Genomic DNA, 23,975 nt, shown 5'->3' with positions numbered 1-23,975 from the left:
CCCGAGGGTGACCTCGGCGAAGTCACCCGCCTCACTCACCATCGGCGCCTCGTAGACGTCCTCCTGAATCTCCATGCCTGTCACCTCCCCTCAGCTCCTTCCGAGCGAGAACTGATCGGAGCGGACTCGGCCGGCGGGAGCGCGCCTGCGCGCGCCCCGGCCGGGGTCACGGTCCGACTCATCAGAAGAGGAAGCGGTCGAACGGCGGCGGGGCACTGTCCGCAAATTCCCCCAGCAGGGACCCGAGGGTGACCTCGGCGAAGTCACCCGCCTCACTCACCATCGGCGCCTCGTAGACGTCCTCCTGAATCTCCATGCCCTTCACCCCCTCTCATGTCCTACCGAGCGAGAACTGATCGGAGCGGACCCGGCCGGCGAGGGCCTGCGCGTGCCCCGACCGAGCCCACATGCCTGTCTCACCTGCTGGGGAAGCGCCAGAACGGTGGCAAACCACCGTCATGCATGTGCCCAAGCGGCCATCCGAGGGTGACCTCGGCGAAGTCACCCGCCTCACTCACCATCGGCGCCTCGTAGACGTCCTGCTGAATTTCCATGTCCGTCACCTCCTCCCGGCTGTTCCGGCCCGAGAAGTCGTGGGAGCGGACCCGCCGCCCGCCAGCAGCGGGTCCGCACACCACGCTGATGACCGAAATGACGAGGAATAACCGGCTGAACTGGGTAAACGCACCGGAGGAATGACGGCGCAGCACAACGTCCCGCGACCGGAATCCGACGCTACGGAACGTGTCCCGGCTCGCCTTCCGCGTGCCGGCGCGCAGCGGCACGTGCGCGGCACCGCACACGCCTCGGACATTGATCACGCTGCCGGGGCGCCGGAGGCGTGTTACGAGCGCAACGCCAGTCGCTTTCGCGCCTGCGTCGGCGCGGCCGCGGCCCTCATCGGTCACCGTCGCCTTGGGCAGTGGCGTCATGGCGAGGCGCCGGGGCCGGTTCGGCGCCGGCGCCGGCGGCATCGCGTCGCAGGAGGGCGGTGAACCGAGCCAGCCATCCCGGTCGCGGCTCGTTCTCCTCCTCGATGAGGAGCCGCGCCGTCTGCGCCGGATCACGTGGGGGCCGGCCTGTCCGGTGGCGGCGCCAGTAACAGGCCACCCTCCGCTCCAGATCGCCCAGGTCCGCGCTGCCGGTCCTGGTCAGAACAACCGATCCCTCGGGGCCTTCGGGGGCAGTCAGCGCCAGCACGCCACCGTCCGGTGTGTACGCCGCCGTGTACTCACCTTGATCCACGTCGATCGCCTCGAGCCAGTCCGTGGCGTCGACGAAGGACTCGAAGACGAGGAGGTCCTCGTCCTGATCGAAGATGAGCACGGTGTCGGGAGGGAGTTCCATGCGGATCAGTGTCCCAGTCCCCTTCGTCCTGCCGCGATCCACATGAACGTTGCCCAAGGGGCCCTGCGTCAGGCGGTGGCCCTCAGCGCCTCGGCCAGGCCGGCGCGCCCTCGGCGAGGAGGTCGACCACCGCCGGAGGCGCGACCGGGACGTGATCTTCAACTCGTCCCACCGGGGCGCGGGCACCCCTTCCCGCCAACTTACATACATGTATGTTTGTTTCTGCGAGCAAGGGAGATCGACGGAAGAAGAGCTCTCGCCTCGCGGCAACTGCGCGCCGGCGCTTCCCCGCCGCGCCCGGACAAGGAGAGTGCTCATGAGGTTCACCAAGCCCGCTGGATGGGTCGCGGCAGCCGGCCTCGGCGCCGCCGCGGCCATGCACGTCGTCTGGGTCCGGTCGCCGTGGCCGTTCCGCGACCGCGCCGAATTCACCAGCGCCGTCGCCGGCGTCTCCGAAGCCGAGGGCCCCAGCGCCGCCGCCACGGCCACCGTCGCGGCGGCCCTCGGTTCGGCGGCCTACCTGGTCGCCGCTCAGGCGGGCGTGGCCCCGCGCCCGTTGCCCGCCCGGCTCGTACGCCTGGGCACGGCCACCGTCGCGGGTGTTCTCCTGCTGCGCGGCGGCGGGGGGCTGGTCCACTCCGGCCTCGCCGCCGAGCCCACCACCTTCACCCGGTTGAACCTGGCCCTGTACTCCCCCCTCTGCCTTACCCTCGGCGCCCTCGCCGCCTACGTCGCGAAGAACGAAGAGGCCCCGTAGGCCGCATGCGCCAGGCCACCTTTTTGAGCCGAGCCGAATGACGCATCAGCCGTCGCCTCGAAAAGCCGCCATCTCTTGATGAGCACAGGCACCATTTCCGCTTATGCGACATTTCTCCGCTCTCCCCCGGGGCGGCCCGGAAGCCCGGAAGCTCCGTGTTGCCCGCTTCCACAAAAAGCACTGATGCGCCGCACGGCACACGTTCCCCGGTTTTCTCGAAGCGGCACACCGAGAGATCGCCATTGCCGCTTCGCGGAAGATCCGGACGTGGCGCGCCGGGGAACGACGGCGAAGGTCTCCCGGGGGCGTCCCAGCGGAGCGTGAAGGCTTGTTTTCCCGCTGCACCGGGTTCGCCCGCGGAGGACAGTGGCGAGGACACCTCGGACGGCAAAAGGAGGTTCTCGTGACTGAATGTCCCGCCGCCACCTTCGAGCTCCAGGTGAAGGCCCAGCGGATCAGCGTACCCGGAAAGGCCGAATACGAGCTGATGGCATCGGGCGAAGGCCGGATAGCAGGAGAGTCGGTCATCATCGAACTGACCCATCAGGCCGAGATCCTCCCCGACGGGTCGGAAATCGGCACCGCGCAGGGCTATCTCCGCTCCACGAGCAGCACGGCCGACCACGCCCTGTTCCGCGGGCTCGGCTCCTTCCGGCACGGCAGGCCGGGTCAGCAGATCTGGTACGGAACCTTCATCGTGCAAAGCCGGTCACCGAAGTTCGCCGCACTCAATGCCCACGCGTTCGGCGCCAGGGTGGAACTCGTGCCCGAGGGGCCGATCACGCACCGGTGGTGGAGCCTGGAGGACAGCGAAGAAGGGCGTGGCGAAGCCTGAGCGCCGCCGGGGAAACGTACGGAATTCGCTCGCAGGGACAAGGACCGATGGGCAGGATGTTCTCTCGCGCTCGCCATGCGGAAGGTGCCGTGGAGCCGGTCGCGGTCGTCGGGGCGGCGTGCCGCATACCGGGCGGAGTCGATTCGCTGGACGGCTTGTGGCGGTTGCTGGACGAGCGGCGTGACGCGATCGGAAGCATTCCCGCTGACCGGTGGAACGCGGACGCGATGAACGCGGATCTTCCCGTGGCCGTCTCCGACCGGGCCCGCTGCGGGGGATTCCTCGAAGGAGACGTCGTCGGGTTCGACGCCGCCTTCTTCGCCCTGGGGCCCCAGGAGGCACCGTGGGTCGACCCCCAGCACCGGATGCTGGTCGAGGTGGCCTGGGAGGCGTGCGAGCACGCGGGCATCCCCGTGGACACGCTGCGGGGCACCTCGACAGGACTGTTCACCGGCATCTACGCCGTGGACCACCTCGTGCGAGGACACCGCAGCCCGGCGCGGACGCCCGCCTATTGGAGCATGGGCTCCATGCACGGCATGGGCGTCGGGCGGCTGGCGTTCCTGATGGACCTGCACGGTCCGTGCATGGCGGTGGACACCGCCTGCTCCTCCTCGCTGGTCGCGGTCCACCTGGCGTGCCAGAGCCTGCGCTCGGGCGAGTGCGACACCGCCTTGGCCTCGGGGGTCTCCCTGCTGCTCAGCCCGGAGGCGTGGGTCGCTCCGGCCCAATGGGACACGTTCTCGCCCACCGGGCGCAGCCGCCCGTTCTCCGCGACCGCGGACGGCTATGTGCGCGCCGAGGGGTGCGCCGCCCTGGTGCTCAAGCGCCTGGCGCGGGCCGTCGCCGACGGGGACCGGGTCCTGGCCGTGCTGCGGGGCTCGGCGGTCAACCAGGACGGCCGCTCCACGCGGCTGACCGCGCCTTCGGGCTCCGCACAGCAGCGGGTGTTCGAGGAGGCGCTGGCTCAGGCGGGGGTACGGGCCGCCGATGTGGGCATGGTCGAAGCGCACGGCACCGGCACGCCGGTGGGGGACCCGATCGAGTTCTCCGCCGTGAAAGCCGTCTACGGCCAGGGGCGGGGGCGGTGCGCGGTGGGCTCCTTGAAGAGCAACATCGGCCACAGCGAACCGGCCTCGGGCATTGTGGGGCTGCTGAAGACGATCGTGAGCCTGCAACGGGGCAAGGTGCCCGCCACCTTGCACTTCCGCGGGTGGAGCCCGCAGATCGACGCCGGCGGCTGTCGGCTGTTCGCCCCGACGTCCACCGTCCCCTGGCCCGTGGAGGGGGTGCCACGGCGCGCTGCCGTCTCGTCCTACGGGATCGGGGGCACCAACGCCCACATGATCGTGGAGCAGGCCCCCGAGCCGAGCCCGGCGCGCCTCGCGTCGGCCGGTGCGCGTCAGCGGCAGGAGACGGACGGGCAGTATCTGCCGACGTATCTGCTCAGCGGCGGCTCGGAGCGTTCCTTGCGGCTGGGCGCCCGGCGGCTGGCCCACTGGCTGGAGGCCGACGGGGCCACGGTGCCGCTGACCGATGTGGCCCACACCTTGTCCCTGCGGCGATCGCACGCTCGTTCACGGCTCGCGGTCGTCGCCCGCGGCCGTGAGGAACTGGTGGAGCGGCTGCGGGCCTATGCCGCCGGCGCCGCGCCGGACGAGCCGGGCCTGGCGGCCGGATGGGCCCGTGGCACCATCGGTGACGCCGTGTTCGTCTACTCGGGGCAGGGCTCGCAGTGGGCCGGGATGACCCGACAGCTCCTCGGCCACGATGCGCGGTTCACGGCGGCCATGCGGGAACTGGAGCCCTTGATCAGGCGGGAGGGCGGCTTCTCGGTCCGGGAGGCCCTGCGCGGGCCGCAGGTGGTGAGCGGGGTGGAGCGGGTGCAGCCGGTGCTGTTCGCCTGCCAGATCGCGCTGACTGCCGTGTGGCGTGCCCGGGGTGTCGAGCCCGCCGCCGTGATCGGGCATTCGATGGGCGAGACCGCGGCCGCCGTCGTCGCCGGCGGGCTGAGCCTGGCAGAAGGCGTGCGGGTGATCTGCCGCCGCGCCCGGCTGCTGGCGCGCACCCGCGGCCACGGCGCGATGGTCTCCGTTCAACTCGACCGGGAGCGCGTGCGGGAGGATCTCGCCCGTGCCGGAGCCGACAAGGTCGCCGTGGCGGTCTGGACGGCACCGCACAGCACCGTGATCTCCGGTGACGCCGGCCAGGTCGACACCCTGCTCCGCGCCTGGGACGCACAGGGTGTCACCGCCGCCCCGATCGCGGTGGACATCGCCTCCCACTCCCCCCAGATGGACCCCGTCCTCGACGACCTGCGCCGCGCGCTGGAGGGGCTGCGGCCGAAGGCCCCGGCCTTGCGGCACTACTCCTCGGTGCTCGCCGATCCGCGCGCGCCGGCGTGCTTCGACGCCGACTACTGGGTGGCCAACCAACGCCAGGCGGTGCGGTTCGCCCCCGCCGTCAGCGCGGCTGCCGCCGACGGGCACCGGCTGTTCGTCGAAGTCAGCCCCCACCCCCTGGTGGCCCGCGCCATCGACAGCATTCTGGCGGCCGAGGGCATCACCGACGCCATCGCACTGCCGACCCTGCGCCGCGACAAGGACGAACCGCTGACGATCGCCACCTACCTGGCCGCCGCGCACTGTGCCGGTTATCCGGTGGAGTGGGCCCGATGGCATTCCGGCGGGCACCTGGCCGACGTGCCGCCCACGAGCTGGGACCGGCAGCACTACGGCGTCGACCTGTCCGCGCTCGCACGACCTCCGAGCGCCTCGCTCCTCCTGGGCGAGCACACCGCGGACCCCGCCGACGAGGGCCGGCACCTGTGGCACGGCCGCCTGAGCACCCATCACCTTCCCTGGCTCGCCGACCACCGGCTCAGCGGACAGGCCGTGCTGCCCGCCGCCGCCTTCGGCGAGATGGCCCTCGCGGCGGCAGCCGACGTCTTCCCCGACGGCCCACTGCCCCCGCATGTCCGGGATCTCACCTTCCACCTGCCCCTGCCCGTGGACGCACAGGAGACCGAAACCGCCGCCACCGCCGACCGACTCGACGGCCGGCGCGCCCAGTGGACGCTGGCCGCCCGCACCGCACGCGATGCCTGGGACTGCTACGCCACCGCCCACCTGCACACGACCGACAGCCCCCGCCCCGAGCCGGTCGACCCGCGGCAGTTGCGCGACCACTTCGACACCCAGCTCCCCATCCCCCGGTTGTACGACCGCTGGCGCGGCGCGCACACCATCGACTACTGCCCCGGCTTCAGCGGCCTGAACGCCGTCCATGTGGCCGCCGACGACCCCACGGCGGCCCTGACCGAGGTGCGCCTGCCCGACGCCGCGCGCCTGGGGACCAGCTCCTTCCGTTTCCCCCCGGCCCTGTTGGACGCCTGCATGCAGTCGCTGCTCGCGCTGTGGACGCACACCGGGCGGATGGACGCCGGACGGCTGCTCCTGCTGGGTGTCGGCACGCTGCACCGCTACGGCGACACCACCGCCGGCCGCTGGTGCCACGTGCGCCTGCGCACCGCCGACGCCCGCTCGTGCACCGGCCTGTTCCGGCTCCTCGACGACACGGGAACCGTGCTGGCCGAAGCGGACCACGTACGCTTCGGGTTCATCGGCGATCCCACCGCCGCCACGGCCGACGGCCGCCTGTACCGGCAGGAATGGGTCCAGGCCCCGCTCACACAGCGCGCCGCCGCAGGCCGCAGCCGGTGGCTGCTGCTGACCGAGGAGGGCCGGGACCCGCTGGCCGACGCGCTCGGCCGGGCCCTGCGGGCCGCCCAGGACGCCGAGGTCTCGGAGTGCGCCCTGCCGCTCCACCGCCCCGCCGACGCCGTGGCGGACGTCCTGCGGCCCACCGGGGAACCGCTCACCGGCATCGTCGTTCTGCTCCCCGCTCCGCCCACGGCGACCGGAGCCACCGTCACAGAACTGGCGCGCGACCGCCTGTGGCGCCTGATCAGCACCGTGCAGCACCTGCCCGCGCCAGCGGCGGGGCAGCCCTGGCCGCGGCTGTGGGTCGTCACCCGAAGGGCCCAGAGCGTCGACCCCGCCGACCGGCCGTCACTGGACCAGGCCGGGCTGCGCGGTCTGGTACGCGTCCTGTCCTATGAACACCCCGAGCTCGCGCCCACCGTCGTGGACATCGACACCGCGACCACCGGACAGGACCTCGCCGCCGAACTCCTGTCCGCCGCCCCCGGCAGCCCCGACGAAATCGCCTGGCGCCACGGCACCCGCTACACCGCCCGCCTCACCCGTGCCCCGTTCACCCCCGAAGAACGCAAACGGACACCGTGCCGCTTCGGCACCGACCCGCTGGCCCTGCGCATCGCGGCCACAAGCCCCGCACCCACCGCCGAGCTGGTCCACGACACTCCCCGTACCGCGCGCGCCGGCGAGGTCCTCCTCCGCGCTCAGGCCACCGGACTCGGCCCCCAGGACCTGCCCTCCCCCAACGGCCGGCCCGGCGCGACACAGTCCCTGTTGCGCGCCTGTGTGGGGACGGTTCTCACCGCGGAAGGCGCCCACAGCGTCCGCGTCGGCGACACCGTGGCGGCCGTCCTGCCCCCAGGGCAGCCGACCAGCCATGCGATCACCCGCGCCACCTGGTGCGTCACACCCCCCGCGGCGCTCACGAGCGCCCAGACCGCGAGCCTGCTGCTGCCCTACCTCACCGCCTGGTACGCCGTGCACCACCTGGCCCGCCTGGAGCCGGGGGAACACATCCTCGTCCACGACGCCGCCGAAGGCGCCGGGCTGGCCGCGCTGTACATCGCCGTCGCTCACCGAGCCACCGTCCTGGCCACGGCGGCGAGCCCGGCACAACGCGCCCATCTGCGCGCACTCGGCGTCGCGCGAGTACTCGACCCCGCATCACCGTCGTTCGCCGCCCAGGTACGCCAGGCCACGCACGGCCACCCGCTGGCGGTGGTCACCGGAACCCTCTCCCGTACCGCGTGGCGGGAAAGCGCGGAACTTCTGGCTCCGCAGGGCCGGCTGGTCGACTGTGCCGACCGCGCGTCCCTCCGCGGCCGCCACCCGGCGACCGCGCCCTTCCGGCCGGGCATCACCGTCAGCAGCGTCGACCTGCACTCCCTCGCCGCACACTCGCCGGAAACCCTCGCCGCTCTGCTGGCCGAGGTCGGCCGGAGCCTGTCCAGCAGTCCGCCGCTGGAGTGGCCGTGCACCACGTGGCCCCTCCCCGCCGCCTCGCCCGCCCCCATCGACCAGCAGCGCCGTCCGATCAGCGTTCAGTGGCCACGGACCGGTTCCGTTCGCGCCTTCCTGCCCTCCGAGCGGAGTCGCCATGTACGCCCGGACGGCAGTTACGTGATCACCGGTGGTCTCGGCGGCCTCGGCATGGTGCTGTGCCACTGGCTCGCCACCCACCGGGCGGGTGCCGTCGTCCTCAACGCGCGCACCGCCCCGCGCCCGGACACCACCGCCGCCGTCGATGCCCTGCGCGCCGCGGGAACACGCATCGACATCGTCACGGGAGACCTCGCGGCCCCCGACACCGCCTCTCGCCTCGTCCGGGCCGCCGAGGCCACCGGGCACCCGCTGCGAGGAGTCCTGCACGCGGCCGGCGTCGTCGAGGACGCCACCGTCGCCCGCCTCGACCGCGACCTCCTGGATCGCGTGTGGCGTCCCAAAGCCCTCGGCACCTGGCAGCTGCACCACGCCACCACCGCGCCCACCCTGGACTGGTGGGTCGCCTTCTCCTCCTTCACTTCCGTGATCGGTTCACCCGGGCAGGCCGCCTACGCCGCCGGCAACGCCTGGATGGACGAATTCGTCGCCTGGCGCCGGGCGCGGGGCCTGCCCGCCACCACCATCAACTGGGGGCCATGGGGACAGGTCGGCCGGGGCGCGGCCATGGGGGCCCGGGGCCACACCATGCTCTCCCCACGCGAGGGGCTGGCCGCCCTGGAACACATCCTCGACCACGACCGCCCCCGCGTCGGCTATATCGACTTCGATCTCGCGCGCTGGCTGAAGGCGTATCCCGAAACCGCCGCCCTCCCCTTCTTCACCCAGCTCCTGCCGACCCGGCAGCAGTCGTCCGGGGCCGGCGACTGGCTGGAGGACCTGCGCCACGCCGAAACCCCTCAGCACCGCGAACGCCTGCTGCAGGCCCGCATCCTGGAAGAGCTCGCCGCCCTGCTGCGGCTCGACACCGCACGCATCGACGCCGACACGTCGCTGGTCTCCCTCGGCGTGGACTCGCTGCTCGCCATCGAGACCCGCAACCGGCTGCAGCACCATCTGAACATCGAACTCCCGCGCACTGTTCTGTGGAGCCGTCCCACCGTCTCCGCGCTCAAGGACCACATCCTCGAAGTCCTCGAACCACCGGGACGAGACCCCTCCACGGGGTCCTGACCCGGCCGCCCCGGAGCACCCGCACCGGAGCACCCGCGGCGGCTGACGCGGCGGCCCGGCTCCGCGCCCGGAGTCCTCAGGGCGGCGGCGGACCGTCTCAAGCGAGGGCCACCAGGGCCGTGATGGCCGGGCCGAACGCGCCGCCGAGCTGGTAGCAGAGGGTGAACAGGCCCAGCGCCGTCGGGCGCCGGCGGTCCGCCGCCGCGCTCGCCGCGCGGACGGAGAGAACGGCGTTGCCCGCGGTGGTGGCGAAGACTCCCAGGGTGGCGACGAGCAGCAGCAGCGGGGGCCACGGGTCGATCAGGGTGAGCACCGGGGCCAGGGCGCCGGCCGCGACGAGGACCGCCAACACCGTACGGCGACCCATCCTCGGCGAGGCCGCGGAGAACAGCCAGGAGAGGGCGGAGCCGACCAGGAGAGCGACGAGCTGTCCGGCGCCGATGGCGGTGGTGGACCAGTCGGTCCGGTCCTGGAGCAGCCGGGGCAGCGCGAAGAGCAGCGCGAAGTAGGACGTGGAGAGGGCGCAGGCGAGCAGGGCGGAGGACTTGAACGCCCGGCTGCGGACGACCTCCACCGGCACGAAGCCCTCGGGGCGACCGCGTACGTGCGCGGCGAGGAATCCGGCGGCGACCAGTGCGGCGAGTACGGCGGGCAGCGGGTGCCGGGGCAGCAGGACCAGCGCGGTGACCAGGGCTGTGAGGAGCCCGGCGCCGCGGCTGTCGAACCGGCCGGCACCGGCGGCCGGCGCCGCCGTGGTGGGCGCGGCGCGAAGTACGGCGGGCACCGCGACCAGGCTCACCAGGGAGATCGAGAGGGCCACCCGCCAGGAGGTGGCGCCGCCGAGCAGCGAGCCGAGCAGGGGCCCGGTGGCGCCCATGACGCCGAAGCCGGCGGTGATGACGCCCATGCGGCCGACCGTGCCGGCGAGCGCGATCGCGGCGGCGACCAGTCCCGCGCCGCCGAGCGCCTGGGCGGCCCGCCCGAGGAGCGCCAGGGGCAGCCAGGGCGCGGCGGCGAGCACGGCGGTGCCGGCCAGCAGGAGCGCCGAACTCGCCCGGAGCGTGCCGGCGAGGCCGCGGTGGCGGAGCAGGGCCGCCATCAGCGGGGTGCCGATCGCCGTCGCCCAGGCGAAGGCGGTGACCAGCCAGGTCACCGCGGCCACGTCGACGTTCAGCGAGCGGGCCATGCCGGGAAGGATCAGTACGGGGCTGTTGGCCCCGGCGGCGAAGGGCGTCGCCAGCAGGGCCAGCCAGAGGACGGGTACGGGCCGGGGCGGAGCGGCGGACCCGGCAGAGGTGGAGGGGCCGGAAGCGGTGGCCCCGGTGGCGGAGGGCGCCGAGGGTACGGGGGCTGTGGAGGCTGCGGACATGCACGACTCCCTGCGGGAAGGCGAAGTTCTCAAGGTTGACAATCTCAACGTTGAGATAGAAACAGCCGAGCCACCTCAACGTCAAGTGTCTTAACATTGAGAGGAATCGCCCGACGGAGAGGAACCTGATGAGCGACGCGGTGGACGGGATCATCGACCAGTGGCTCCGGCACCGCCCGGACCTCGCGGACGACCTCTGGCCCATCGAGGTCCTCGCCCGCGTTCTGCGGCTGAGCCGGGTGCTGGAGAAGGAGTTCAAGACCTTCTGCGCCGAACGGGGGCTGGAGCTGGGCGAGTTCGACGTCCTGACCACCCTGCAGCGCTCGGGCCCCCCGTACGAGCTGACGGCGGGCGCGTTCCTCAAGGGGGCCATGGTGACCTCCGGCGCGATCACCAACCGGATCGACCGCATGGAGGCGAAGGGCCTGGTGGAGCGGGTGCGCGACGGCGCCGACCGCCGCTCGGTGAAGATCCGCCTCACCGAGCGGGGGCACGAGGCCAATCGCGAGGTGCTCGTCGAGCATCTGCGCAATCAGGCGCGGATGCTCGAACCGCTGGACCGCGCGGAGTGCGAGCGGATCGCCCGGGGGCTGCGGACCCTGCTGGAGTCGTTCGGCGACACGTCGATCACGTGAGGCGCGGCCGGCGGCCGGCCGTCGACCCGGACCGGGGGGCGGGGCCGGCCGTCGATCCGGACCGGGGCCGGCGCCGACCGCGCCGGTCGACCCCGGCCCCGGTCAGCTCCGGCCCCGCGGGCCCGGTCAGCCCTTGCCGAGCAGAGCGTTCATCCTGGTGATCTCGGCGCTCTGCGAGGTGATGATGGCATCGGCCATGTCCTTCGCGGGCTGGTGGGCGCCCTTGGACTTCTCGGTCCTGGCCATGTCGACCGCGCCCTGGTGGTGCTTGACCATCAGCCGGAGGAAGGCCGTGTCGAACGCCTCACCGGACGCCTTCTCCAGGTCGGCCATCTCCTCGGCGCTCATCATCCCGGCCATGCCGTCGTGGCCGCCGCCCTGACCGCCGCCGTGCCCGGAGTGGTCCATGCCGGCCGACGCCGCCGGCACCTGCTCACCCCAGATGGTGAGCCACCCGGAGAGCTTCTCGATCTCCGGGGCCTGCGCCTTCTCGATCTCGGCCGCGAGGGTCTTCACCTCCTGGGAGGAGGCCCGGGTGGCGGCCATGCGGGACATCTCCACCGCCTGACGGTGGTGCGGGATCATGCCCTTGGCGAAGGACACGTCGGCGGCGTTGTGCGAGGTGGCGCCGGGCGAGGACCCGGCGGACGGGGACGCGGACGCGCTCGGCGCGGCGTTCTTGTCGCGGTCGGCGGAGCCGTCGCCGCTGCCGCCGCAGGCGGTCAGGACGAGGGCGGCCGCGGCGGCGACCACCGCGGGGGCGAGGGCGCGGCGGACGAGCGGGCCGCGGGCGGGCGACCGGCGTGCGGCAGCGCGTCGTACGGAGCGGTGTGCGGTCATGGTGAGCAACTCCTGCTGTTCTGCTGTGCGGTGAACGCACGAAAGGTGCGGGAAGAAAGGCATGCCGAAGCGGGGCCCGGCCTTCCGTACGGCCGGACACCGCGGGCGCGCCTATATGCGCAGCAGTTGCAGTTGGCTCAGGGAGGGTGGCGCGCGGTCGCCCCGCTCCGCCGAGGCAGTACGCCCGGTGGCGGCCGGAGGACCGGCCGCGGCGGCGGGCGCGGGTGCCGGATCGGGCAGCGCGGGGGCGGAGGCGATGCCGCCGGCCGCGCAGGTGGGATCGGCGTGCGACAGATGGCCACCGCCACCGGCCCCGCCCGTGTGGCCGCACTCCGCGTCGATGCGCGTCAGGGCCCGAGGGGGCCCGGCCTCGTGAGCGCCGGGCTGATGAACGCCGGTTTGCGTGCGGGCGTCAGGAACGCCTCCGCGCTCACCGGCGACATGAGCGCCGACCGACCCCGGAGCGGTGGCGGCCGGCCCGCCGTGGTGCGACGCCGCCGCGGCCCGCCCCGCCCCCTTGGCGGCGACCGACCCCAGCCCGTGCATCGCCACGACACCCGCGAGCACTCCGAGCACGAGCAGCAGCCATCGGACCCGTACCCCGGGGGGCCGGGCCGCTCGGAGCCGCCACTGTGTCACGCGCCCCATCGTAGGGACCCGTACGACTCCCCCGGCGGGCAGGGGCGCCACGGCCGCGGCCGGCGACCGGCCACCACCACCTCGCCCCGGCGGGGCCCCCTCGGCCCGGCGGGGAGCCAGCTCGGCCCGGCGTGGGGCGCATCACACCACCCGCCCGGAAATACCTGACCCGTCAGGCATTGTTGGGACGGGTGAGCGACACACTCCGCGAGATCCACGAGATCTCCCTCCGAAAGGCCCCCGATGAAGCTCGTCCTCGTCTTCGACGCCTACTGCGGCTGGTCGTACGGGTTCGCCCGCACCATGACCGAGATCGCGGCCCGCCATCCGGAGCTGCCGGTGGAGGTGGTCTCCGGCGGTCTGTTCACCGGCGCGCGACGGGTGCCGATCCGGGAGTTCGGCTACGTCCAGGGCTCCAACGCCACGATCGCCGAGACGACCGGGGCGGAGTTCGGCGAGGCCTACGAGCGGCTGATCGCCGACGGCTCGTTCGTCATGGACTCCGAGGCCGCCGCCCGGGGCATGGCCGCGCTGCGGCAGGCCGCGCCCGAGCGGGCGGTGGAGTTCGCCGCCGCGCTCCAGGAGGCGTTCTACCGCGACGGGGCGAGCCTGTCCGAGCCGGCTACGTATCGCGCGATCGCCGAGCGGGCCGGCCTCGACGCGGAGGCCGTGGTCGCCGCGTTCGGCTCCCCCGCCGCGCGGGCCGCCGCCGAGGCGGACTTCCGCCGCGCCGCGGAGCTCGGCGTGCGGGGCTTCCCCACGCTGCTCGCCGTGGACGGCCCCCGGAGCACGGTGCTCGCCCAGGGCCATGCCACCGCCGATCTGATCGACCGTCGGCTGGCCGCCCTCACCTCCCGCTGAGCGGCGCGGCACCCCTGTCCGGCCGGCCCGCCGCGACGGCGCCCCCCCGTACGGCGTGCTCCCGGCCGTCGGCCGTACGCCGGAGGACGTACGGCCGACGGCCGAGGCGCCCGGGGCACGGCGGTCGATAGCGTCCCGGCATGACGATCCACGAGGCCCCGCGCGACGCCGGGCAACGCAAGCGGGATGTGCTGGAGCGACTGGAGAACGACGAGGACGCCTGGGTGTCCACGGCCGACGAGCGGGGCGCGCCCTGCCTCGTGCCGCTGTCGTTCGTCTGGCACGGCGGGGCGCTGCTGATGTCCACCAAGGCGGTCAACGCCACCGCCCGCAACCTCCGGCGCGGGGGCGCGGCACGGATCGCCCTGGGCCACACCCGGGACGTGGTGCTCGTCGAGTGCGACAGCGACGCGATCGAGGTCGTGCCCAGTGACGCGCTGCCGCGGGCCGAGGGGGACGCCTTCGCGGCCAAGCTGAACTGGGACCCCCGGGGGCGCGCGCCCTGGGTCTTTCTGCGGTTCCGGCCGTGCCGGGTGCTCGCCTGGCGCGAGGAGAACGAGCTGGCGGGCCGGGAGGTGATGCGGGGCGGCACCTGGCTGGTCTGAGCGCTGGCCCGAGCGCTGGTCCGGGCGCTGGTCCGGGCGCTGGTCCGGGCGCTGGTCCGGGCGCTGGTCCGGGCGCTGGTCCGGGCGCTGGTCCGAGCGTCCGCCGCGCCGCCGCACGGGCGGGGGCGGCCGGGGCTCACTTCCCGGGCGCCACCACGTTCGTCTGGTGCATCGCGGCCAGCCACCACTGGCCGTCCTTCCTGACCAGCACGCAGGTGCCGTGGTTGGCGAAGCCGCCGTCCGGGGTCGTCGTCTCCTGCCGGGTGTTGACCAGGGCGGTGTCCGGGCCGAGGAAGGCGATGTCGAGGACGGAGAAGGCCGTGCTCCAGTCCTTGACCGGCCCGGCCAGCCGGGCCGAGTGATAGGGGAACAACTCGTCCCAGCCGCGCAGGATCGTGCCGTTCGGGACGATCGTCACCGCGTCGGCGGTGAACCAGCGGTCGAGAATCGCGGCGTCCTTCGCGTTGAAGCCCTCCTCCAAGGAGGCGATGACCTCCTCGATCGCCCGGGCGTCCCGCTCGTCGGGCATCGGGCGGGCGGCGGTGGGGCGTTCGGTCATGACTGTCTCCCGTGTGTCATGGCCTTCCCCGCCGCGTGGAAGCCGCTGGTGCGGCGTTCGCGGACCGGAAGGCCGGTGTCGTGGGCCCCACGCTAAAACCTCAAGTTGACTTCATGTCAAAGGAGAGATCCCGCGGTCCCCGGGGCCCTGGGTCGCCGTGGCGGGCCCGGCCTCCGGGGGCCTCGGCGACCGCGGCGGGCGGCTCGGCCGTGCCGCCCGCCGCGGCAGGGGCCGCTGCGCCACCCGGGTGACGCCCGCGAGCCACCCGGCGGGCGGGCCGCCACGGCAGCGGGGGCGCGGCCACGAGCGACAAGCCACGCCAAATGCGGCCCATAGCCCCAAAAGGGGTAAATGGCTTATTACACTCGTCGATCACCGGACGATCCCACCGGTCCAGGCGCCGCCCAGGAGATTGGTCTCGACCATGCCAGCACGCGTGACTGCCCCCGCCCGAGAGCTCGGCCTCCCCCGGTACACCGTCTCGCTCGCCCGCGACCAGGACGACGTACGAGCGGCCCAGCGGCTCCGTTACGACATCTTCGTCGGCATCCTGGGAGCCCCTCTCGACATCCGCGTCCCGGGGCACGACACGGACCCCTTCGACGTCCACTGCGACCACCTGCTCGTACGGGAGAGAAGCACCGGCACGACCGTGGGCACGTACCGGCTGCTGCCCCCGGAGCGGGCGCGGGCCATCGGACGCACGTTCTCCGACGAGGAGTTCGACCTCGGTCGGCTGACCGCCATTCGAAGCGGCCTCGTCGACGGGGGGCGGGCGTGTGTGCACCCCGACCACCGCAACGGGCTGGTGATCGCGCTGCTGTGGGCCGGACTCGCCCGCTATCTCGTACGCGGCAGGCACAGCTGGCTGGGCGGCTGCTGCTCCGTGCAACTGCAGGGGGGCGAGGAGTGGGCCGCGCGGGTCTGGCGCACGGCGACGCACCGCCACCTCTCCCCCCAGGAGTACCGCGTCGTGCCGCGCCGCCCCTGGCCGCTGCCCACCACCTCGGCGGAGCCGCTGCCGCCCACGGCGATGCCGCCGCTGATCCGCGGCAATCTGCGCGTGGGCGCCTGGGTGTGCGGGGAGCCCTCGTACGACCCTCCGTTCAACTCGCTCAGCCTCTATATGCTGCTTCCGATGCGCCGCATCAAGCCGCAGTATCTGAACCGCTTTCTGGCCCTGGCGCCGGCCTGACGCGCCGACGGCCGTCCTCACGGCGGCTCCGTTCGACTGCTCCGCTGCTCTGTTCGGGGTGCTCCCGCTCGCACGGGGTCGCGTGTGCTCGCGTGGGCCGCCCTGTCGGCGCGGCGCGGCACGCGGCGCCTCGGGTGCGCGACGCCTCGGGTGCGCGCCGCCCAGGGCCTCGCGCCGCGGGCCCGCCGTCCCCTACGCTCCGGCCCGAACCACTCGGTCAGCGGGGAGCGCGAGGAGCGAGACATGAGCGGTCCTACGGCCGGCCCTCCGGGGGGCACCGAGCCCCCCGGCGCCTCCGATCCCCCCGGTCACCCCGGTCACCCGTCGCTGAAGCGGCGGCTCGGGCTCACCGACGCGGTGGTCGTCGGCCTCGGCGCGATGCTCGGGGCGGGGATCTTCGCCGTGCTCGCCCCGGCGGCCGGAGCCGCCGGCTCCGCGCTCCCCGCCGCGCTGGCGCTGGCCGCCGCGGTGGCCTACTGCAACGCCACGTCCTCGGCCCGGCTGGCCGCCCGCCACCCGGCCGCCGGCGGCACGTACGTGTACGGGCGCGAACGGCTCGGGCCCTTCTGGGGCCATCTCGCCGGTTGGGCCTTCGTCGTCGGCAAGACCGCCTCGTGCGCGGCGATGGCGCTCACCGTCGGCGCCTACGCGTGGCCCGCGCACGCCTCCGCGGTCGCCGTGGCGGCCACGGTGGCGCTGACGGCCGTGAACTGCGTCGGGGTGCGGAAGTCCGCGGGCGTCACCCGGGCCGTCGTCGCCGTCGTGCTCGCCGTGCTGGCCGCGGTCGTCGTCGCCTGCGCCACGAGCGGCGCGGCGCGGGCCGCCGGGTTGGCGTGGCACGGGGACGCGTCCTGGTACGGCACGGCTCAGGGCGCGGGGCTGCTGTTCTTCGCGTTCGCGGGGTACGCGCGCGTCGCCACGCTCGGCGAGGAGGTCCGCGCGCCCGAACGGACCATTCCGCGCGCCGTGCCGCTCGCCCTCGGCATCGCGCTGGCCGTCTACGCGGCGGTGACCACCGCCGTCCTGGCGGTGCTGGGCCCGGAGCGGCTGGCGCGGGCCGCCGCGCCGCTCGCCGAGGCCGCCACGGCGGCGGGGGCGGCTTGGCTGGCGCCGGTGGTGCGGGTCGGCGCGGCGGTGGCCGCGCTCGGCGCGCTGCTCGCGCTGATCCTCGGGGTGTCGCGTACGGCGTTGGCCATGGCGCGCGACCGGAATCTTCCGCACGTCCTGGCCGCGGTGCACCCGCGGTTCGGCGTGCCGCACCGCGCGGAGATCGCGGTCGGTGCGGTGGTGGCCGTCCTGGCGGCCACGGTCGACGTCCGCGGCGCGATCGGCTTCTCGTCCTTCGGCGTCCTGGTCTACTACGCCGTCGCCAACGCGGCTGCGCTCACGCTGGTGGCGGCGGAGGGGCGTCCGCCGCGTGTCGTTCCCGTCGCCGGGCTGGCGGGCTGTGTGCTGCTCGCCTTCACGTTGCCCTTGCACTCCGTGGTGTGGGGCGGCGTGGCCCTCACCGCGGGCGCGGTTCTCCACGGCCTGCGCCGCGTTGTCGTCCGACGTCACGGTCGACGCGCCTGAAGTCTTTCGCGCCCGGCCGATGACGTTTCCCTGCGGGTGGCGTGATCGTCGCGGTCCTCGCTCCCCCGCGCGTCCGGCGCGAAGCGCCACCCCGTCCCGGCCGAAGGCCGGGTTTTCCCGCCCCTTCGGGGCGGAGTCACTCCCTCTCCGCGCCGAAGGCGCGGAGCTCCCCCCACCCCCGGCCTTCGGCTGGGAAAGGGGGCTTCGGCCGAAGGTCGGCGAAGACCCGCCCCTTCGGGGCGGGGAGAGGGGGTCGCACCGGAGGCCGGAGACCTTTCCCTCCCCTTCGGGGGATGGGAGTTGCGGTCGTGCGGGGTGCCCTCCGGGCGGGTTCGCGCGACGTCCACGGTCACGTTGGTCTGTGACGTGAGCGCCACAAGCGTTTTTCCGCCCCTTCGGGGCGGGGGTGTGGGGTTGCGGTCGTACGCTCTGTCCGTGGGTGGGGTCGGTGCCGCGCCGGGGTACCTCCTCGGCGGCGCACCGTGCGGGTTGTTCTTCGGCTCTCCCTGGGAACATGTGCGCCGCGCTGCGGGGCACCCCGCCACGTCCCCTCGGGCCGGTATGGCGTCGCGCCCGCAGTAGGGGGTGTTCGTAGCTGGTTGCGGCCGGCCCTCGGCCACCCCTCCGTCTTCTTTTCTCCGGCGGAGCCGGAGCCGTCTGTGGCCGGCAGGTCGCGCATCAACCCGGCGCCCGGCACTCAGGGAGCGCGTAACCCCCCACCCCGCTTTGTGCGCCCGAACCGGCCGGAGGGGACGTAGCGGGGTGCCCCCGCAGCGCGGCGCACGAAGCGGCGAGAAAGCCGAAGAACAAAGGTGCACGTGCGCCGCCGAGGAGGTACCCCGGTGCGGCACCGACACCACCCAGCAACCGGGCGCCGCAAACACCACCCCACCCCCGCCCCGAAGGGGCGGGAAAGCTTTTCGCCCCTCCGGGGCGAGGGGAGGGGCTCGGCCCGCAGGCCGCCGAAAAGACCCCGCCCCTTCGGGGCGGGAAGAGTGGGGGTTCGCGCCGAGGGCCGGGGCAACGACCCCCGCCCCTTCGGGGCGGCGATCGCCCCGAAGGGGCGGGGAAACACCTGCGGCCTTCGGCCGGGACGAAGACCCAGCCCCGAAGGGGCTGGGAAGGGAGCTTCGGCCGAAGGCCGGGAAAGGCCCGCCCCTTCGGGGCGGGGAGAGGAGTTCGCCCCGGAGGGGCGGGAAAACGCCCCCGGCCTTCGGCCGGGGAAAGCCTGGGGCGCTGGGGTCGGCGACGGTCACGTCATGGACGACCCACAACGTGAACGTCGCGCACACAAAAACCGGTGTTGGGGGACAGCGCGCACAGCGATCATGGTCCGGACACCGGCCGCGACCGATGAGGAACCCCCATGCCCGTGCCCGCCGACCCAACCGTCCTCCATCCGATGCCCGAGCAGCCCCGCGTGGTGCTGCTCAGGCCACTCGTGACGTCCCCGCTGATCGAGGTCGGGGAGTACTCCTATTACGACGACCCGGACGACCCGACCGCGTTCGAGACGCGCAACGTGCTCTACCACTACGGGCCGGAGAAGCTGATCATCGGCAGGTTCTGCGCCCTGGGCACGGGCGTGCGGTTCATCATGAACGGCGCCAACCACCGCATGGACGGCCCCTCGACGTTCCCCTTCCCCACCATGGGCGGCTCGTGGTCGGACCACTTCGACCTGCTCACCGGCCTGCCCGGCCGAGGGGACACCGTCGTCGGCAACGATGTGTGGTTCGGCCACGGCGCGACGGTGATGCCCGGCGTGCGGATCGGGCACGGCGCGATCATCGGCACCCGCGCCGTGGTCACCATGGACGTTCCCGACTACGGGATCGTCGGCGGCAACCCGGCCCGGCTCATCCGTACCCGGTACAGCGAGGAGGACGTCGCCCGGCTGCTCGCCGTGGCCTGGTGGGACTGGCCCGCGGAGCACATCACCGACCACGTGCGGACGATCATGTCGGGCAGCATCGCCGATCTGGAAGCCGCCGCCCCGGACGCCCCGCAGACCGCCCCGCAGACCGCCCCGGACGCCCCGCACGCGTGACGCCGTCACGCGTGCGCCCGCGGCCGTATCGAACGAAGTGAGTGATCATCCATGTCCCGTCGCCGTGCCCATATCGCGATGGTCGGCATCCCCGCCGTCAGCCACGTCCTGCCGAGCCTTGCGATCATCCGCGAGCTGGTGGCCCGCGGCCACCGGGTGACCTACGCCAACGACCCGATGGTGGCCGATCTGATCACCGCCACCGGCGCCGAACCGGTCGACTGCGCCTCCGTGTTGCCGGTCGCCGACAACAACTGGCCCGACGACCCCATCGCCGCGATGGACCTCTTCCTCGACAACGCGATCCAGGCGCTGCCCCGGTTGCGCGCCGTCTACGACCGCGACCCGGCGGACCTGTACCTGTACGACATCGGCGCCTACGCCGCGCGCGCCCTCGCCGAGGCGCAGGGCCGGCCCCTCGTGCAGCTGTCCCCGACGTTCGTGGCCTGGGACGGCTACGGCGAAGAGATCGGCGCACAGCTGCGCCAACTGCCGGGCGCCGACGCCCATCGGGCGAAGTTCGCCCGATGGCTCGCCGACTGCGGGGCGTCCACCACCGACGTGGACGCCTTCTCCGGCCGGCCGTCGCGGGCCCTGGCCCTGATCACCCGGGCGATGCAGCCGCACGCCGACCGGGTCGACACCGACACGGTGACCTTCGTCGGGCCCTGCTTCGACGCGGGCGCGGGCGCGGGCGCGGAGGGCTGGACCCGCCCGGCGGACGCGGAGAACGTGCTGCTGATCTCCCTGGGCTCGGCGTACACCCGTCAACCGGAGTTCTACCGCCAGTGCCTGGCGGCCTACGGCGACCTGCCCGGCTGGCACGTCGTCCTCCAGATCGGGAAGTACACCGACCTGGGGGAACTCGGTGACGTCCCGCCCAACGTCGAGGTCCACTCCTGGGTCCCGCAGCGGGCGATCCTGGAGCAGGCGGACGCCTTCGTCACCCACGCCGGCATGGGCGGCTGCGGCGAAGGGCTGCTGGCGGGCGTCCCGATGATCGCCGTGCCGCAGGCCGCCGAACAGTTCATGAACGCCGACCGGCTCGTGGAACTGGGCGTCGCGCGCCGCATCGACACCCCGGAAGCCACCGCCGAGACGCTGCGGGCGGCGCTGCACGACCTGGTCACCGACCCGGAGGTCGCCCGCCGATCGGCAGCGCTGCGCGCCGGCGCACGGGCCGAGGGCGGCACCCCGCGCGCCGCCGACCTCATCGAGGACGCGCTGGCCTGACCCCGGCTCACCACGGGGCGACGCTCGTGGCCCGCACGTCGAGGGCACCGTGAGCGCCGCGCGGGCCCAGGTGGGCCTGGTGATCCGCGGTGGGCGAATCTACGATCACCGTAGATGACGAAGGGGGCCGGATGAACCGCACGATCCGCACCATGGACGACGTCCTCGCACTGATGGACACCCTGTTCGCCCCGGACGCCGACCGCTGGACGGCCGGCGCCGCGTCGTGGTGGGACCGTTTCTACGAGGACCGCTCCAGGCCCGTGCCGTTCTTCGTGGCGAAGCCCGACGAGAACCTCGTCTCGTATCTGGAGCGCGGCCTGGTCACGCCGGGCCGCGCCCTCGATCTGGGCTGCGGCCCCGGCCGCAACGCCCTCCACCTCGCCTCGCGAGGGTTCCGGGTCGACGCCGTGGACCTCTCCCCCGCGGCCATCCGCTGGGCCGAGGAGCGCGCCCGCGAGGCGGGGGCCGAGGTCCGGTTCCTCCTCGGTGACGCGTTCGACCTCGTCGGGGGCGAGCTGGCCGGCCCCTACGACCTGATCCATGACTCCGGCTGCTTCCACCACCTGCCGCCGCACCGCCGCGTCAGCTATCTCTCCCTGGTGGAACGCGTCCTCGCCCCCGGCGGCCATCTCGCTCTCACCTGCTTCGCGGCCGGTGCGATGGGGTGCGAGTTGGGGGACGAGGAGCTCTACCGCCAGGACAGCGCCCGGCTGCACGGCGGGCTCGCCTACACCGCCGAGTCCCTGCGGTGGATCTTCTCCGATCTGACGGAGGTCGAACTGCGCCGCATGCGGGACGAGCCGCCCGAGTCCCCGTACTTCGGCGAACCGTTCCTCTGGGCGGCGCTCCTCCGTCGGGGTCCCCGCCCGTGACCGCGGACCCGAGTGAGCCGCCCCGCTACGCGGACGTCGTGGTCGCCGCGGAGCGGATCGCGGGGTGCGCGCACCGGACGCCCGTGCTGCGCTCGCGCCTGATCGATGAGCAGGTGGGCGCCGAGGTGGTGTTCAAGTGCGAGAACTTCCAGCGCATGGGCGCCTTCAAGTTCCGCGGCGCGTACAACGCCCTGGCCCGGCTGTCCCCGGAGCGGCGCCGGGCCGGGGTCGTGGCGTATTCGTCGGGCAATCACGCCCAGGCGGTCGCGCTGTCCGCCCGGCTGCTGGGCATTCCGGCGACGATCGTCATGCCGCACGACGCCCCGCCGGCCAAGGTGGCCGCCACCGAGGGCTACGGCGGGCGGATCGTCGCGTACGACCGCTACGCCGAGGACCGGGAGGAGATCGGCCGCACCCTCGCCGCCGAGCGGGGCCTCACCCTCGTACCGCCGTTCGACCACCCGCAGGTGATCGCCGGCCAGGGCACCGTGGCGAAGGAGCTGTTCGAGGAGGTCGGCGCCCTCGACGCGCTCTTCGTGCCGCTGGGCGGCGGCGGGCTGCTGTCCGGCACCGCGCTCTCGGCGGGGGCGCTGGCCCCGGACTGCCGGCTGTACGGCGTCGAGCCCGAGGCCGGTGACGACGGCAGGCGATCGCTGCGCGAGGGCGCCATCGTGCACATCGACACCCCGCGGACCATTGCCGACGGGGCCCAGACGCAGCACCTCGGCGAGCTGCCGTTCGCCATCCTCCGCCGCGTCGCGCCGACCGTCGTCACCGCCACCGACGACGAACTCGTGGAGGCCATGCGGCTCTTCGCCACGCTGATGAAGATCGTGGTGGAGCCCACCGGCTGTCTCGGGTTCGCGGCGGTGCGCCGCATGGCCGACCGGCTGCGCGGGCAGCGGGTCGGCGTGATCGTCAGCGGCGGCAACATCGACCTCGCGCGCTTCGCGTCCCTGCTGGCCCCTGCTGACCCCTGCTGACCCCTGCCGGCCCGGTGAGGCCGTGACAGGCCGGCCCCGCGGGGAACGGCCGCTCAGCCGACCTTGAGGACGATCTTTCCCTGGAGGTGGCCCTCCTCGCTGAGGCGGTGCGCGTCCGCCGCGCGGTCCAGGGGGAAGGTCCGCTCGATCGGCATCCGCACCCGGTCGCTCCCGATCAGCGGCAGGACCTCGCGCAGCGCCTCGCCGGTCGGCCCGGGCACGGCGGAGAACCGCACCCCGTGGTCCGCGGCGGCCGGGTCGGCGATGGTGAGGACCTTCTCGGGGCCGCCGGCCAGCTCCAGGGAGGCGGGCAGGGCCCCGCGGCCCGAGGCGTCGAGGGCCAGGTCCACGCCCTGCGGCGCGACGGCACGCACCCGCTCGACGAGGCCGTCCCCATAGGTGACGGGCATGGCGCCGATCTCGCGGAGGAACGCGTGGTTGCGCTCCCCGGCGGTGCCGATGACCGTGGCGCCCCAGGCGCGGGCGAGCTGGACGGCGGTCAGGCCCACCGCGCCGGCGGCGGCGTGCACCAGAAGCGTCTGCCCCTCGCGCAGGCCCAGCTCGCGCAGCGTGCGGTAGGCGGTCTCGACCGCGACGGGCAGCGCCGCGGCCTGCTCGAAGGAGAGCCACTCCGGCTTCTCCAGCAGTTCGTCGACGGCGGCCAGATCGTGCGTGGCGGCCGCGCCCCGGGTGGCGGACCGGCCGAAGACGGGCTGTCCGGGCCGCCACGCGGTGACGCCGGGCCCGACGGCGTCCACGACGCCGGCCAGTTCTATGCCGGTGCCCGCCGGCGCGCCCAGGGGCTCGCCCTCGGCGAAGTAGCCCCGGCGGATCTTCCAGTCGAGGGGGTTGACGCCGACCGCTCGGACGGCGACGCGGACCTGCCCCTCGGCGGGCTCGGGCAGCGGCACCTCGACGAGTCGCAGCACGTCGGCGTCGCCGTACGCGGAGAAGCGGATGGCCTGGGACATGAAAATCTCCCGATACATGGGGTGTTCGAATATGCGCGGAGGGTTACGGAGGCCGGGTGCGGCAAGCGTCGCTCGACGCGCCTCACTCGACCGGCGCACGGGCCCGGGCCCGCGGCACGACCCACCGCGAAGGGCGGTCGGTCCGGGCCGCTGAACGGATCGTTACGCCCGCCCCGTCCGGCACATCGTCCACGCTACTACCCTGGAGATAGCGGTTTCCCGAAGGAAAGTGCCCCCAGCCCCCGCCGCCCCACCGC

21 protein-coding genes are annotated in these 23,975 nt (G+C 73.7%); 12 read left to right on the top strand and 9 right to left on the bottom strand.

Going from position 1 to position 23,975, the window contains the following annotated elements; translation table 11 throughout:
• From ACSNOD_RS11165 to ACSNOD_RS11150, 4 genes are all read right to left on the bottom strand, one after another.
• A partial coding sequence (locus ACSNOD_RS11165) for a lasso RiPP family leader peptide-containing protein (protein ID WP_436766683.1) occupies window positions 1-75 on the bottom strand: 75 nt, incomplete at its 3' end.
• A 106-nt stretch (window positions 76-181) separates the two neighbouring features.
• Window positions 182-316, bottom strand: a complete 135-nt coding sequence (locus ACSNOD_RS11160) for a lasso RiPP family leader peptide-containing protein (protein WP_436766682.1) — start codon at window positions 314-316, stop codon at window positions 182-184.
• Window positions 317-416: 100 nt separating this feature from the next.
• Complete coding sequence (locus ACSNOD_RS11155; RefSeq protein ID WP_436766681.1) at window positions 417-932, bottom strand: lasso RiPP family leader peptide-containing protein; 516 nt, start codon at window positions 930-932, stop codon at window positions 417-419.
• Window positions 898-1,326, bottom strand: a complete 429-nt coding sequence (locus ACSNOD_RS11150) for a hypothetical protein (RefSeq protein WP_436766680.1) — start codon at window positions 1,324-1,326, stop codon at window positions 898-900. Before ACSNOD_RS11150 ends, ACSNOD_RS11155 begins: the two co-directional genes overlap by 35 nt.
• A 337-nt stretch (window positions 1,327-1,663) precedes the next feature.
• On the opposite strand from ACSNOD_RS11150, the gene ACSNOD_RS11145 reads away from it, so the two are divergent.
• From ACSNOD_RS11145 to ACSNOD_RS11135, 3 genes are all read left to right on the top strand, one after another.
• On the top strand, window positions 1,664-2,104 hold the full coding sequence (locus ACSNOD_RS11145) for a DUF3995 domain-containing protein (protein WP_436766679.1): 441 nt from the start codon (window positions 1,664-1,666) through the stop codon (window positions 2,102-2,104).
• A 403-nt stretch (window positions 2,105-2,507) separates the two neighbouring features.
• Window positions 2,508-2,939: a hypothetical protein gene (locus tag ACSNOD_RS11140; protein WP_436766678.1), complete on the top strand. Its 432-nt coding sequence runs from the start codon at window positions 2,508-2,510 to the stop codon at window positions 2,937-2,939.
• Window positions 2,940-2,986: 47 nt separating this feature from the next.
• The gene (locus ACSNOD_RS11135; RefSeq protein WP_436766677.1) at window positions 2,987-9,331 is read left to right on the top strand and encodes an SDR family NAD(P)-dependent oxidoreductase; all 6,345 of its coding nucleotides are present in this window, start codon (window positions 2,987-2,989) and stop codon (window positions 9,329-9,331) included.
• Window positions 9,332-9,428: 97 nt separating this feature from the next.
• Here the strand turns inward: ACSNOD_RS11135 and ACSNOD_RS11130 are convergent, their stop codons facing one another.
• The gene (locus tag ACSNOD_RS11130) at window positions 9,429-10,700 is read right to left on the bottom strand and encodes an MFS transporter (RefSeq protein ID WP_436766676.1); all 1,272 of its coding nucleotides are present in this window, start codon (window positions 10,698-10,700) and stop codon (window positions 9,429-9,431) included.
• Between the two features lie 128 nt (window positions 10,701-10,828).
• Here ACSNOD_RS11130 and ACSNOD_RS11125 point away from each other — a divergent pair, with 128 nt between their 5' ends.
• A complete protein-coding gene (locus ACSNOD_RS11125) occupies window positions 10,829-11,335 on the top strand; it encodes a MarR family winged helix-turn-helix transcriptional regulator (protein WP_436766675.1) in 507 nt (168 codons plus the stop codon).
• A gap of 126 nt (window positions 11,336-11,461) precedes the next feature.
• Here ACSNOD_RS11125 and ACSNOD_RS11120 read toward each other — a convergent pair whose 3' ends face one another.
• Together ACSNOD_RS11120 and ACSNOD_RS11115 are read right to left on the bottom strand one after the other, a co-directional pair.
• A complete protein-coding gene (locus tag ACSNOD_RS11120; protein WP_436766674.1) occupies window positions 11,462-12,175 on the bottom strand; it encodes a DUF305 domain-containing protein in 714 nt (237 codons plus the stop codon).
• A gap of 111 nt (window positions 12,176-12,286) precedes the next feature.
• Window positions 12,287-12,814 (bottom strand): DUF6153 family protein, encoded by a 528-nt coding sequence (locus ACSNOD_RS11115; protein WP_436766673.1) that lies wholly within the window; start codon window positions 12,812-12,814, stop codon window positions 12,287-12,289.
• Window positions 12,815-13,057: 243 nt separating this feature from the next.
• Here ACSNOD_RS11115 and ACSNOD_RS11110 point away from each other — a divergent pair, with 243 nt between their 5' ends.
• Window positions 13,058-13,675 carry a DsbA family protein gene (locus tag ACSNOD_RS11110; RefSeq protein WP_436766672.1) on the top strand — a complete coding sequence of 206 codons (618 nt, stop codon included), beginning with the start codon at window positions 13,058-13,060 and terminating at the stop codon, window positions 13,673-13,675.
• A gap of 140 nt (window positions 13,676-13,815) precedes the next feature.
• Window positions 13,816-14,280 (top strand): pyridoxamine 5'-phosphate oxidase family protein, encoded by a 465-nt coding sequence (locus ACSNOD_RS11105; RefSeq protein WP_436766671.1) that lies wholly within the window; start codon window positions 13,816-13,818, stop codon window positions 14,278-14,280.
• 136 nt (window positions 14,281-14,416) lie between these two features.
• Here ACSNOD_RS11105 and ACSNOD_RS11100 read toward each other — a convergent pair whose 3' ends face one another.
• Entirely contained in the window at window positions 14,417-14,839 is a 423-nt protein-coding gene (locus tag ACSNOD_RS11100; protein WP_436766670.1) for an SgcJ/EcaC family oxidoreductase, read from the bottom strand.
• Between the two features lie 424 nt (window positions 14,840-15,263).
• Between ACSNOD_RS11100 and ACSNOD_RS11095 the strand changes: the two genes are divergently transcribed.
• The 6 genes from ACSNOD_RS11095 (at window position 15,264) to ACSNOD_RS11070 (ending at window position 22,747) form a co-directional block, all read left to right on the top strand.
• Window positions 15,264-16,034: a GNAT family N-acetyltransferase gene (locus ACSNOD_RS11095; RefSeq protein ID WP_436766669.1), complete on the top strand. Its 771-nt coding sequence runs from the start codon at window positions 15,264-15,266 to the stop codon at window positions 16,032-16,034.
• 243 nt (window positions 16,035-16,277) lie between these two features.
• Entirely contained in the window at window positions 16,278-17,606 is a 1,329-nt protein-coding gene (locus ACSNOD_RS11090) for an APC family permease (protein WP_436766668.1), read from the top strand.
• Between the two features lie 1,366 nt (window positions 17,607-18,972).
• Window positions 18,973-19,656, top strand: coding sequence for a CatB-related O-acetyltransferase (locus tag ACSNOD_RS11085; protein WP_436766667.1), 684 nt, complete (start codon window positions 18,973-18,975; stop codon window positions 19,654-19,656).
• A 51-nt stretch (window positions 19,657-19,707) separates the two neighbouring features.
• Window positions 19,708-20,889, top strand: a complete 1,182-nt coding sequence (locus tag ACSNOD_RS11080; protein ID WP_436766666.1) for a macrolide family glycosyltransferase — start codon at window positions 19,708-19,710, stop codon at window positions 20,887-20,889.
• Between the two features lie 131 nt (window positions 20,890-21,020).
• Window positions 21,021-21,764, top strand: a complete 744-nt coding sequence (locus tag ACSNOD_RS11075; protein ID WP_436766665.1) for a class I SAM-dependent methyltransferase — start codon at window positions 21,021-21,023, stop codon at window positions 21,762-21,764.
• Window positions 21,761-22,747: a threo-3-hydroxy-L-aspartate ammonia-lyase gene (locus ACSNOD_RS11070; RefSeq protein ID WP_436766664.1), complete on the top strand. Its 987-nt coding sequence runs from the start codon at window positions 21,761-21,763 to the stop codon at window positions 22,745-22,747. The genes ACSNOD_RS11075 and ACSNOD_RS11070 overlap by 4 nt, the downstream gene beginning before the upstream one ends.
• A gap of 53 nt (window positions 22,748-22,800) precedes the next feature.
• Here ACSNOD_RS11070 and ACSNOD_RS11065 read toward each other — a convergent pair whose 3' ends face one another.
• Window positions 22,801-23,718: an NADP-dependent oxidoreductase gene (locus ACSNOD_RS11065; RefSeq protein ID WP_436766663.1), complete on the bottom strand. Its 918-nt coding sequence runs from the start codon at window positions 23,716-23,718 to the stop codon at window positions 22,801-22,803.
• Between the last annotated feature and the right edge of the window lie 257 nt (window positions 23,719-23,975).

The sequence above is a fragment of the Streptomyces sp. URMC 123 genome (assembly GCF_051386515.1).
GTDB lineage: Bacteria > Actinomycetota > Actinomycetes > Streptomycetales > Streptomycetaceae > Streptomyces.
This window is presented reverse-complemented; position numbering and strand designations above follow the sequence as displayed.